General features: G+C 69.9%; 10 protein-coding genes. 3 read left to right on the top strand and 7 right to left on the bottom strand.

All coding sequences use genetic code 11. The features are described 5' to 3' along the window. Positions 1–28: 28 nt before the first annotated feature. From VB738_RS02575 to VB738_RS02555, 5 genes are all read right to left on the bottom strand, one after another. Positions 29–931 (bottom strand): RNA methyltransferase, encoded by a 903-nt coding sequence (locus tag VB738_RS02575; protein ID WP_323304251.1) that lies wholly within the window; start codon positions 929–931, stop codon positions 29–31. Between the two features lie 4 nt (positions 932–935). After that, a complete protein-coding gene (gene dnaN, locus VB738_RS02570; protein WP_323304396.1) occupies positions 936–2,093 on the bottom strand; it encodes a DNA polymerase III subunit beta in 1,158 nt (385 codons plus the stop codon). 394 nt (positions 2,094–2,487) lie between these two features. Continuing rightward, positions 2,488–3,546 carry a threonine synthase gene (thrC, locus tag VB738_RS02565; protein ID WP_323304395.1) on the bottom strand — a complete coding sequence of 353 codons (1,059 nt, stop codon included), beginning with the start codon at positions 3,544–3,546 and terminating at the stop codon, positions 2,488–2,490. Between the two features lie 95 nt (positions 3,547–3,641). After that, positions 3,642–4,262, bottom strand: coding sequence for an alpha/beta hydrolase (locus VB738_RS02560; RefSeq protein WP_323304250.1), 621 nt, complete (start codon positions 4,260–4,262; stop codon positions 3,642–3,644). A 36-nt stretch (positions 4,263–4,298) separates the two neighbouring features. Next, entirely contained in the window at positions 4,299–6,239 is a 1,941-nt protein-coding gene (locus VB738_RS02555; RefSeq protein WP_323304249.1) for an AarF/ABC1/UbiB kinase family protein, read from the bottom strand. Positions 6,240–6,343: 104 nt separating this feature from the next. On the opposite strand from VB738_RS02555, the gene recN reads away from it, so the two are divergent. Further along, positions 6,344–8,068: a DNA repair protein RecN gene (gene recN, locus VB738_RS02550; RefSeq protein WP_323304248.1), complete on the top strand. Its 1,725-nt coding sequence runs from the start codon at positions 6,344–6,346 to the stop codon at positions 8,066–8,068. Here the strand turns inward: recN and VB738_RS02545 are convergent. Both VB738_RS02545 and VB738_RS02540 read right to left on the bottom strand, forming a co-directional pair. Further along, on the bottom strand, positions 8,034–9,431 hold the full coding sequence (locus tag VB738_RS02545) for a glutamate decarboxylase (protein ID WP_323304247.1): 1,398 nt from the start codon (positions 9,429–9,431) through the stop codon (positions 8,034–8,036). The two genes, recN and VB738_RS02545, sit on opposite strands and share 35 nt — an antisense overlap. Further along, positions 9,428–10,495, bottom strand: coding sequence for a sulfotransferase family 2 domain-containing protein (locus VB738_RS02540; RefSeq protein WP_323304246.1), 1,068 nt, complete (start codon positions 10,493–10,495; stop codon positions 9,428–9,430). The genes VB738_RS02545 and VB738_RS02540 overlap by 4 nt, the downstream gene beginning before the upstream one ends. 48 nt (positions 10,496–10,543) lie before the next feature. Between VB738_RS02540 and VB738_RS02535 the strand changes: the two genes are divergently transcribed. Continuing rightward, positions 10,544–11,131, top strand: a complete 588-nt coding sequence (locus tag VB738_RS02535; RefSeq protein WP_323304245.1) for a DUF4334 domain-containing protein — start codon at positions 10,544–10,546, stop codon at positions 11,129–11,131. A 71-nt stretch (positions 11,132–11,202) separates the two neighbouring features. Continuing rightward, positions 11,203–12,138 carry an oxidoreductase gene (locus VB738_RS02530; protein ID WP_323304244.1) on the top strand — a complete coding sequence of 312 codons (936 nt, stop codon included), beginning with the start codon at positions 11,203–11,205 and terminating at the stop codon, positions 12,136–12,138. Positions 12,139–12,168: the final 30 nt, after the last annotated feature.

Raw genomic sequence — 12,168 nt, 5'->3', positions numbered from 1 at the left:
CGGGGGGCGCGGCAACGGCCCTCCAGTATCAGATCCAGGGGTCGTCGTCCCGGTGGGGCTCCCGGCCCCGGTAGCGATCGCGGCGCGGTGGCGGCTCCTCCGGCGGCACCTGGCGGGGCTCCCGGAACTCCCGGGGCTCCTCCAGCGGCTCCTCCTCCTCAGGCCAGTCCTCGAGGGGGTCGGGTTCGTCCGGCTCGCCGACGTAGCGCTCCTCCCCATAGGGGTCGGGCCCGGCGGGGTCCTCGTCGTAGGGGTCGCGGCGCTCCCGCGCAGGGTCGGGGTCGCGATCGGGCCAGGGCCGCTCCTCGCGGAAGGCCTCCGGCCAGGGGGGCTCCTCCAGCCAGCCCTCCAGCCGCTCCTCGACGCGGCCGCCCACCTCCTGCACCTGCTCCTTCCAGCGCCGTGAGCGGCGCAGCAGCTGCTGGCGCACGCTGGCGCGGGCCACCGGCAGATCATCCAGCCCCCGCAGGGCGGTGAACACCCGGCCGGGCTGCTGGTCGACGATCCGGTCGGGGCTGAGGCGCCAGCGGCTGGTGCCGGGCAGCCGCGGGTCGCTGCGGGCCACCAGGTAGTGCAGGATGCGGCCGCTGCGCAGCTCCACGGCGGCGTCGGCCACCAGCCCCAGGGGCACGTCATCGGCGCCGGTGAGGGCGGCATCGATCAGGGTCGGCAACCGTTCGAGGGTGGCCGCGTCGGTTTCCGCCGGCTCCCCCTTCACGAACACCTCCTGCTCCCCCAGGCCCCGCAGCTGGTCCAGCCGCCAGACGAGCCGCCGCTGGGCGAAGGCCGAGGGCCGGCTGGCCCAGCCCAGCAGCCGGTGCACCGGCGGGTGCATCCAGGCCAGCACGCCAGCACCGCGCTCGAGGCCCTGATCGCACCGCACCTGCCGCCGCAGCAGATCGCTCAGCAGCAGCTGGTCGGGAAGACCCACGGGCTCAGCTGGTGCGGATCTGGACGGGCATCACCAGATAGGTGAACGCCTCATCGGCCCCCACCGGCGCCAGCACGGCCGGCGTGGTGGCGGCATTGCACTGCAGCACCACCTGGTCGGAGCCCATGGCCTTGAGGCCATCGAGCAGGTAGCGGACGTTGAAGGCGATCTCGATCGCCTCCCCCTCGATCGTGGCCGCCAGCGATTCCGAGCCGCTGCCCACGTCCTGGGCGTCGGCCCGGATCGTCGCCGTGCCGGCGGCCGGGTCGGCGCTGATCTTGACCACGTTGTTGTGCTGGTCGGCCAGCACCGCCACCCGCTCGAGGGCGGCGATGAAGGCGCGGCGGTCGAGCACCATGCGGCGCTGGAAGGAGGCCGGGATCAGCTGGCGGTAGTTGGGGTAGGTGCCGTCGAGGCTGCGGCTGGTGAGCACCTGGTCGGCGGAGAGCACCACCACCTGGCCGCGCTCGCAGAACAGGCTCAGGGGCTCCTGGGAGCCGCGGCCCGAGAGGATCCGCTCCAGCTCCCGCAGGGACCGGGCCGGCACGGTGACGGCGAAATCCTCGCCATCGGCGGCGGGCTGGTCGGTGGCCTCCACCGCGTGGGAAAGGCGCTGCACCGCCAGGCGGTGGCCGTCGGTGGCGGCGCACTCCAGGCCTTCGCCATCCAGGCGCAGGTGCACGCCGGTCAGCAGCTGCTTGTTCTCATCGGGGCTGCTGGCGAACAGGGTGGCCCGCAGGCCCTTCACCAGGGCCTCGGCGTGGAAACGGATCGGCGTGCCGCTCTGGGCCAGGGGCAGGTCCGGGTAGTCGTCGGCGGGCATGCCGCGCATCTTGTAGCTGCCCGAGAGGTTGGTCAGCTCCAGCTGCTCCTCGCCCTCGGGGCAGCTGAGGCTGATGGGGCTGTCGGTGGCCAGGCGGGCCACGATCTCACCGAACATCTTCGCCGGCAGGGTGATGGCGCCGCTGGTCTCGACGGCGGCGGGCAGGCTCGTCTGGATGCCGAGGCTGAGATCGAAGCCGGTGAGGCTGAGGCGGCCGGTGCCCGCATCGGCGGTGAGCAGCACGTTGGCCAGCACCGGATGGGTGGGGCGGGTCGCCACCGCCCGGCTGACCAGCTGGAGGCTGGCGCTGAGTTCAGCCTGGGAGCAGACCAGCTTCATGGCGGGGGCCGGCGAGGGCGGCACGGCGTTCGTGAGGCCCCACGGTTTCACAGGGCGCGCCAAAGCGCAACGGGTGGTCTCCCGACTGTTCAGAGGATCAATCAAGGATTGAGAAGAAGAAAAACAGCCCGTCGTCGTAGGGGCGGGGGAAAACGGGTAAACAGGCTTTCTTCCCTTGGCACCACTGGGTTGTCTGGGCTCGACGGCTGGGGAAATGGCGCCGCAACGGGGCCGTTTCCAGGGGTTTTCCACCGATTCCCGGTCCTGGGGAATCCGCGGCCCGCCCACGGGGGTTTTCTCTCCCTGCGCTCTCCCGGTCGGCGGTGGGGAATGTCCCAGGATTTCCCCAGACGGTTGGCCCAGCGTCAGCGCCTGTGAGCGCGGCGTCAGGCGATCAGAAGCCCATCACCTTGGCGACGGTCTCGGTCTCGGGGGCGATGCCGGTGTGGAAGGTGGCGTCGTTGTTCTCGATCGCCGTCGTCGGGTCCTTGAGGCCGTTGCCGGTGAGCACGCACACCACCGTGGCGCCGGCCGGCACCTCCTCCCGCCGCTTGATCAGGCCCGCCACCGAGGCGGCGCTGGCGGGCTCGCAGAAGATCCCCTCCCCCTGGCCCAGCAGCTTGTAGGCGTCGATGATCTCGGCGTCGGTGACGGCCATGAAGTCGCCGTTGCTCTCCTTACGCACGTTGAGGGCGTTCTCCTTGTTCACCGGATTGCCGATGCGGATCGCCGTGGCGATGGTGTCGGGCTGCTCCACGGTGTGCCCCAGCACCATCGGTGCGGCACCGGCGGCCTGGAAGCCCATCATCCGTGGCAGCACCGTGCTGTGGCCCGCCTGGCGGTACTCCTTGAAGCCCATCCAGTAGGCGCTGATGTTGCCGGCGTTGCCCACCGGGATGCAGAGCCAGTCGGGGGCTTCGCCGAGGGCATCGACCACCTCGAAGGCGGCCGTCTTCTGCCCCTGCAGCCGGTAGGGGTTGAGGGAGTTCACCAGGGTGACCGGATAGCGGTCGGCCACGTCCCGCACGATCGCCAGGGCCCGGTCGAAGTTGCCCTGCACCGCCAGCACCTCGGCGCCGTAGAGCAGGGCCTGGGCCAGCTTCCCCTGGGCCACGTAGCCGTCGGGGATCAGCACGAAGGCCCGCATCCCGCCCCGGCGCGCGTAGGCCGCCGCCGCCGCCGAGGTGTTGCCGGTGCTGGCACAGATCACCGCTTCGGAGCCCGCTTCCTTGGCCTTGCTGATGGCCATCGTCATGCCCCGGTCCTTGAAGGAGCCGGTGGGGTTGAGGCCGTCGTACTTGAGGAACACCTTCACGCCCCGGCCCACCCGTTCGGCGATCACCGGCGCCGGAATCAGGGGCGTGGCCCCCTCGCGCAGGGTCACCACCGGGGTGGCGTCACTGACGGGCAGCCAGCTGCGGTAGGCCTCGATCAGCCCCGGCCAGTCCTGCATGGTGGGCTGCCGGCCCAGGCGTCGCAGGGCTCGTAGCAGGGGCACGGGGGACAGCGGCGTGGCTGACGTCAATGTAGGGCTCCGGTCTGGGGCGTTCAGGGGGCGGGGGCGTTCGGGGCTGGCGAGGCGGGTGCGGGAGCAGGCGCTGGAGCCGCCTGGGGGTCGCTGCCCCGCAGCCCGTCCAGCGGCGACTCGGAGAAGAAGCGCACCAGTTCGCTGATCGAGGAGGCCTTGGACGCCAGCGCCATCAGGGCCGGGATGCTCACCTCCAGCTCCCGGGTCGGGTAGGCCCGCAGGAAGGTGATGGCCGACAACGACCCCTTGCCCTCGTAGGTGCCCAGCACCATGGCGGCGCGCAGCGCGGGCACACCGGCTTCCGGGGCCCGAAGGGGAAACAGGATCCGTGCCAGGCGGGCCAGGATCGCTTCACCGATGCGGGTGTTGAGCAGGCGGCTCATCAGCACGATCGGCAGCCGCACCGATTCATTCAGCAGCTTGCTGACCTGCTTGGGGTCCTGGCGGCCCAGCCGCAGCACGTCGGCCAGCAGGCCCCGGGCCTCCCCGGTGGTGGCCAGATGCTCCAGGTCGGCCACCGGGATCGAGCGCCGGAAGGCCCCGCTGGTGAACACCAGGTTCTCGGTGGCCATGGCCGCGGGAGTCGAGCAGCACAGCCCCAGACCCAGGACAGCGGCCACGAGCCTTCGCCGCTTGTTCACACTTGTCTCCCTCGGGTCCGATTGACTCTACGGATCTCAGGCACCAGCGACACCGGCCGCCTGGCGCACCGCCGGTGTGACCAGTACATCGCGCAGCAGGTGCACCACGCCCCTCTCCGCCAGACCCTTGGCCACCTGCAGCCCCATGCGGCGCAGATCCGGTTCCCCCAGCACCCGCGGCAGGCGCTTCAGCAGCAGGGACGGCTCGAAGCCGGGCAGGTCGCGCAGGATGGCCAGCAGCTCCTGGATCGGCTCCAGGTCCATCAGCGGTGGGGTGGCCGCGCTGGGGGGCAGGGCCCGCAGCCCCGGCGGCAGCAGGCGGGGCGGCAACCGCCGGCCGAGCCGCAGGGTGGTGTTCCAGGCCAGGGCATCCATCTGCTGCACCAGCGCATCGACGAGCTGCTGGCGCAGCAGGCCGCCGTTGGGGGAGAAGAGGAAATCGAGCACCTGGTCGAGCAGGCCGTCGAGGTCCAGCTGCTCCTGGAGGGAGGCGCTGGCCACCAGGCTCTCCAGCCGCTGCCAGCGGAACTCGTCGCCGTCGTAGAGCATCTCCCGCAGGCTGCGGCGCAGCTCGGGATCGGGATCCTCCATCAGCCGGCGGGCGAAGTAGGGGTAGGCGGCGCCGAGGATCTTGAAGTCCGGGTCGACGCTCAGGGCGATGCCCTCCAGGGTGACCAGGGAGCGGATGATCAGCGCGTAGTACGGCGGCACCTGGAAGGGGAAGCGGTACATCACCCCGGAGAGGTCGTCAGTGACCGCCTTGAAGTCCATGCGGCTCACGCCCATCTCCAGGGCCTGGCCGAACACCGTCTCGAAGGCCGGCACGATCGGCTCCAGGTCCACCGCTTCCCCCAGGAAGCCCAGCTGCACGAAGTCCTTGGAGAGGGCGCCGAAGTTACGGTTCACCAGGTGCACCACCGCCTGGATCAGCCCGGTGCGTGCCTCCCGCGACACCTCGCTCATCATGCCGAAATCCAGGTAGGCCAGGCGTCCGTCGGGCAGGGCCAGCAGGTTGCCGGGGTGGGGATCGGCGTGGAAGAAGCCGTGCTCCAGCAGCTGCTGCAGGCTGCAGTTCACCCCCACCTCCACCATCTGGTCGGGGTCGACCCCCAGGGCGCGCACCGCGTCGAGGTTGGTGAGTTTGACGCCGTCGATCCATTCCATCGTCAGCACCCGGCGGCTGGTGGCCTGGCGGTAGATGGCGGGGACGGCGATGCGGGGGTTGTGGCTGTGCAGCCGGGCGAAGGTCTCGGCGTTGGTGGCCTCGTTGATGTAGTCCATCTCCTCGAAGACCCGTTTGCCGAGTTCATCGATCAGACCGACCAGATCGCTCTTGATCAGGCCCACATTCTTGTTCAGCCAGCCGGCGATGTTTCGGACGATGTAGAGGTCGAGGGTGATCTGCTCCCGCAGGCCCGGCCGCTGCACCTTCACCGCCACCCGTTCGCCGCTCATCAGCACGCCCCGGTGCACCTGGCCGAGGGAGGCGGCGGAGATCGGCTCCTTCTCCAGCGAGGCGAAGATCGTCTCCACCGGTGCGCCGAGGTCCTCCTCGATGCAGGCCATGGCCAGGGCGCTGTCGAAGCCGGGCAGCTGATCCTGCAGCTGGGCCAGCTCTTCCAGCAGCACCGGCGGAATGATGTCCGGCCGGGTGGAAAGGGCCTGGCCGGCCTTGATGAAGGCGGGGCCGAGGGCCACCAGCAGTTCGGCGCACTCCCGGGCCCGTTCCCGCGCCCGGCCGGGGTTGGCCAGCTGGCCGGTGAACCAGTCGAAGCCCACCCCCAGCAGATAGAGGCCGATCGGCACCAGGGTCTGCCAGACCCGCCGGGCCAGGCGCATCGGGTGGCCGGCGTAGATGCGGGTGATGGCGGCCGGGTCGTAGCTGAGCAGGCCCGCCGCCTCCAGGAAATCCCCCATCTCGACGTCGGCGGCCACCCGCTCGGGGGTCGGGAGAGGGGCTGGGGGGGAGGAGACCATGGCTGGGGTGCACCGCCGCGGCGCCGGCAGGCGGAACCCCCTTCTAAACGAAAGTCACAGCCGCTACGGTCGGGGCACGTACCGATCGCTCGCCGGAGGCCTGGGTGCTCACGGGTCTGCGCCTCGAGAACATCGCCCTGATCGAGCGCCTGGAGCTGGTGTTTTCGTCCGGCTTCACCGTGCTCACCGGCGAGACCGGTGCCGGCAAGTCGATCCTGCTCGATGCCCTGGATGCCCTGCTCGGCGGCGCCCAGGGCAGCCAGGGGGCTCGCCTGCTGCGTCGCGACGCCCAGCGGGGCCGCATCGAGGCCAGCTTCAGCCTGGCTCCCCCCGTGCGCGACTGGCTGGAACGCCAGGAACTCGAGGCCGAGGACGACGAACTGCTGCTCAGCCGCGACTGGCGCCTCCAGGACGACCGGCTCACCAGCCGCCACCGCCTCAACGGGGTGGTGGTCAGCCGCAGCCAGGTGCTGGAGCTGCGCCCCCTGCTCCTTGATCTCACCGTGCAGGGCCAGACCCAGCAGCTGGGCCGCCCCGGCCAGCAGCGCCGCTGGCTGGATCGCTTCGCCGGCGAGGAGCTGGCCGGGGCCCTGGAGGCCAGCCGCGCCGCCTGGCAGCACTGGAAGGGGGAGGCCGACGCCCTGGCGCGGGCCCGCGCTGACCGCGACCGCTTCGCCCGGGATCGCCAGCGGCAGGAGGAGCTGCTGGCGGAGCTGGAGGCTGCGGCCCTGGAGGATCCGGCCGAGCGCCAGCGGCTCCAGGGCGAGCAGGACCGGCTCGCCCACGGGGTGCGCCTGCAGGAGGGGGTGATGACCCTGATCGGCCGGCTGGTGGAGGGGGCCGAGGGGGCCCCGTCGGTGCTGGATCACCTGGCGGCCTGTGACCAGGAGCTGCAGACCATGGCCGGCCTCGATGCCGGTGTGGCGGCGCTGCACGGGGCCTGCGCCGAGGCCCTCGCCGGGCTCCAGGATCTGGCCCGCGACCTCGACCGCTACGGCTCCCTGCTGGAGAGCGACCCCGACAGCCTGGCCCTGCTGCAGGAGCGCATGGCCCAGCTCAAAGCCCTGGAGCGTCGCCATGGCCAGAGCCTGAGCGAACTGATCGCCCGGCGCGACGAGCTGCGCGAGCAGCTGGCCGGCGCGCATGCCGAGGCCGCCCTGGCCGGCCTCGAGGCCGCCGAAGCCGCCGCCCGCCAGCGACGCGACCGGGCCAATGCCGCGCTCACCCAGGGCCGCACCGCCGCCGCCCGCCGCCTGGAGGACCAGCTGATGGAGGCCCTGCGGCCCATGGGCCTGGCCAACGTGCGCTTCGCCGTCGACCTGACTGCCGCCGAGCCCGGCGAGGAGGGGGCCGATGCGGTGCAGTTCCTGTTCTCCGCCAACCCGGGCCAGCCGCCGGCGCCCCTGGTGGAGGTGGCCTCCGGCGGCGAGATGAGCCGCTTCCTGCTGGCGCTGAAAACCTGCCTGGCCGCGGCCGACCCCCACGTCACCCTGCTGTTCGATGAGATCGATGCGGGCGTGAGCGGCCGTGTCAGCGGCGCCATGGCCCAGCTGCTGCGGCGCCTGGCCGAGCGGCGCCAGGTGTTCTGCATCACCCACCAGCCCCTGGTGGCCGCCGCCGCCCAGCACCACTTCCGGGTCAGCAAGAGCGTCGAGGCCGGGCTCACTCACACGCGGGTGTCCCACCTGCGGGACACTCAGGAGCGCCAGGCGGAGCTGGCGGAACTGGCCGGCGGCGATTCCGGCGAGGCCCACAGCTATGCCGCCAGCCTGCTGGGCGCGGGCGCGCCCCCGGTCAGTGGTGGAACCCCGAGGCCGTCGCCTCGCTGAGGGCACTGTGGCCAGGGTGGCTGGCGAAGAAATCGAGGGACTGGCGGATGTTCTCCAGCAGCAGATCGGCCAGATCGCGACTGACGCCATGGCGCACCAGGATCCGCTGCACGGTGATCCCCTCGCAGTGGGCCGGCAGGCTGTAGGCCGGCACCTGCCAGCCGCGCACCCGCAGGCGGTCGGCGAGGGCGTAGAGGTTGAAGGTCACGTCGCTTCCCTCCCGGATCCTCCAGGTGAGGGCGGGAATGCCCGCCTGATCCTCCCCGCCGAAAAGAATCTCGAACGGCCCCAGCTTGCCGATCTCCCTCGCCAGGTACTGGGCCGTGGCGTAACAGGCGGCATGCACCTTGCGGTAGCCCTCCCGGCCCAGGCGCAGGAAGTTGTAGTACTGACACACCACCTGGCCCCCGGGCCTGGAGAAGTTGAGGGTGAGATCACGCATGTTGCCGCCCAGGTAGTTCACCCAGAACACCATCTCCTCGGGCAGGTCGGTGGTCTGGCGCCACAGCACCCAGCCCACCCCCAGCGGCGCCAGGCCGAACTTGTGGCCGGAGGCATTGATCGAGCGCACCCGCGGCAGGCGGAAGTCCCAGACCAGGTCGGGAGCGCAGAAGGGCGCCAGGAAGCCGCCGCTGGCGGCATCCACATGGATGGGGATGTCGAGGCCGGTGCGGGCCTGCAGGTCATCGAGGGCGGCCGCCAGCTCCTGCACCGGTTCGTACTGGCCGGTGAAGGTGACCCCCAGGGTGGGCACCACGCCGATGGTGTTCTCGTCGCAGTAGCGCAGCGCCGCCTCGGGGCTGAGGATCAGCCGGCCGGGCTCCATCGGGATCTCGCGGTGCTCGATGTCCCAGTAGCGGCAGAACTTGTGCCAGCAGATCTGCACCGGCCCGGTCACCAGGTTGGGTCTGTCGCTGGGTCGTCCCTGACGCTTGCGCTGGGCTTCCCAGCGGCGCTTCATCGCCAGGCCCCCGAGCATGGCGGCCTCGCTGGAGCCGGTGGTGGAGCAGCCGATGGCGTCATCGACCGCGGGGGCGTGCCAGAGATCGGCCACCATGCGGGCGCAGCGGGCTTCGATCTCGGCGGTCTGGGGATATTCGTCCTTGTCCTCGATGTTCTTGTTGATGCAGAGATCCATCAGGGCATGGACTTCGTCCTCCACCCAGGTCTGGCAGAAGGTGGCCAGGTTCTGGCGGGAATTGCCATCCAGCATCAGCTCGTCGCGGATCGCGGCGAACACGGCGCGGGGATTGTGTTCCCTGCTGGGGAAATGGGCCTTGGGCAGCGTGACCGAGAGATCAGAGGACGAATAGATGTCGTCCTCCAGGGAATATCCTGCCGTCGATCGTTCTTGGGGGGTCATCGATCGCAACGGCGTTCACTTGGCGGATTCAGGCTAGGAGGCACGCCGGCGCGGTGCATCGCCCAGTCCGGCGGCAGCGCGGCGGCGCAGTTGGCTTCGGCAGCGATACGATTCCTCACCGCTGCATAGAGCGCGATATCAAGATGATTGGTGGTCTGGATGGCCTCAATGGTCGCCGGTGGCAGCTGGGACGTCCGCGGCCGGTTGGGCGTGGAATTTCGAATGCTGCCCCGATAGGTATGCCAAAGTCTGACCCGTTTTTTGAGGCTTTCGATGAAGTCCCTGAAGGACTCAAGAGTGCCAACCATATCATAGCTGGTGTTGAGAATCTCCAGGGCAGCGGCCACAGAACTGGCGGGATTCGCTTCGGCCTGATCGATGCTCAGGCCGGTAAAATAGGTGGTATACCAGTTTCTCAGTTCTTCGCTCAGATCACAGGAAACATAGTCCTCGAGTGTCATCTGATGGGAATGAATCTGTTCATGAAGGTAGTGTTGGGGGGAGCTCCTTGCATAGAAATAGTGGGACGTGATCCGCTCGATAGGGTCCCTCAGCAAGGTCACGGTCAGGCAGGCGGGATCCACCAAGCCGATCAGATGGCGGACAAGATGTCCTGTGATGAGTGAATAGGACTGGCGCAGATTCTCTGATTGCCTGCCGAACCTCTCCACAGACTCAAGTGGCATCAGGCTGCAGCTGCGGAAGATCAGACGGTCGGGATAGTGCCCAGTGAGGTATCTCGTGACCGTGGTTCCTCCACACTTGGGGAGGTGATCAAACAGCACCTTTTCGGGCGGTGATGACGAGAGTCGATAGCGACACTCCTTCGTCACGTTCAAGGCCCTTCGTTTTAACGCATGCGGCAGCATCGGTCGCCGTAGGCACGGAGTACACCCCTGGATGGGCCGGTTGCCGACTTCATCGAGGGCACGGAATGGCGAGCCTTGGATCACGCCTGTCAACGGCGCGGACGACGGCTCGATGGCGAGGACAGGTGAGCAGAATCTGAAATTCATTAACTCTCTTAACCTGATCTTTACCTTTATCTCGTCACAGTTCTTCATTATTGATACCCTGCGATTCGCACCCGTTCGGATCGTGCCGTGCCTGCCATGGGAAACGCTCCAGGCCCGAAGCCCACTGGCTCCTTCATCCCCCCCGCCATCACCACCACGGAGCAGGCCTTCGCCCGCTTCGATGCCCTCCCCCCGGTGGAGATCGCCTTCATGCTCGGGGCCTGGACGGGAGAGAGCGTTCGCACCGGACACCCGCTGGACGGCGCCCTGGAGGCCTTCCACTGGCATGGCAAGCGCTTCGACAGCGCTGAGGAGGTCCATCCGCTGGTGTTCCGCACCCTCGGTGGCGGCCGCACCTGCCTGGAGCCGAGGGCCATGGGGCCGGGGCTGCGCCTGAGCGGGCGCGTGCCGATCCCCACCTCGCCGCTGGCCGGTCGCCTGTTCCAGCTGCTGCTGCCCCTGTTCAGCACCCGTCGCTCCGGAGCCCGGTTGCGGATGACCCGCTACCGCGGTGTGGAGAGCGCCACGATGCAGTACGACCACCTCCCCATCAACGATGTCTTCCGTCGGGTGGACGACGACACCGTGCTGGGGGTGATGGACCTCAAGGGCATGGAGATGCCCTTTTTCTTCCTGCTTCGCCGCGAGGGACCGGACCCGTCACATTCCGTTACGATTCCCTGAGCGGGACCTCTCCGGGTGAAGGCCCCCCTCCTGATCGTCGTTTTCCCGCCCTTGTTCTCCCCCTGACCGCCATGCGCTGGACCGTCGCCGACATCCCTGACCAGTCCGGCCGGATCGCCCTGGTCACCGGCGCCAACAGTGGCCTGGGTCTGGAAACCGCCCGGGCCCTGGCGGCCCGCGGCGCCACCGTGCTGCTGGCCTGCCGTTCCCTGGCCAAGGCGGAGCAGGCCCGCGAGGAGCTGCTCACCGCCGCCTCCTCCACCGGCGCCCTCGACCTGCTGCCCCTGGATCTGGCCGACCTGGCCAGCGTGGCCGCCGCCGCCGCGACCGTCGCGGAGCGCTACGGCCGCCTCGATCTGCTGATCAACAATGCCGGCGTCATGGCGCCGCCCCGCCGCCTCACCCGCCAGGGGTTCGAGCTCCAGTTCGGCACCAACCACCTCGGCCACGTCGCCCTCACCCTCGCCCTGCTGCCCCTGCTGCGCGACCGCCCCGGTGCCCGGGTGGTCACGGTGACCTCCGGGGCCCAGTACTTCGGCCGCATCGCCTTCGACGACCTCCAGGGCGAGCGCCGTTACGACCGCTGGCGGGCCTATGGCCAGAGCAAGCTGGCCAACGTGATGTTCGCCCTCGAGCTGCAGCGGCGCCTCGCCGACCAGGGCAGCCCCGTCCTGTCCCTGGCGGCCCACCCCGGCTTCGCCCGCACCAACCTCCAGCCCGCCTCGATCGAAGCCACCGGTTCCCGCTTCGAGCCCATCGCCTACCGGCTGATGGATCCGCTCTTCCAGAGCGCCGCCATGGGGGCCCTGCCCCAGCTGTTCGCCGCCACCGCCCCCGAGGCCAAGCCGGGCGGCCACTACGGCCCCGACCAGTGGGGCGGCCTGCGGGGCTGGCCCACGGAGGTGCGCATCGCCCCGGCGGCCCTCGATGCCGACCAGTGCCGGCGCCTCTGGGACGTGAGCCTGGAGCTCTGCGCCGCCGCCGCCCCCCTGCCGGCCCTGGCCTGAGCCTGTCCCAGGGCCATCCCCCGTAGACTC

Origin of the sequence: Cyanobium gracile UHCC 0139 (assembly GCF_034931325.1) — a bacterium.
Lineage (GTDB): Bacteria > Cyanobacteriota > Cyanobacteriia > PCC-6307 > Cyanobiaceae > Cyanobium > Cyanobium gracile_B.
Note: the sequence above shows the minus strand (reverse complement) of the source record. Positions and strands in the feature narration are given on the sequence as shown.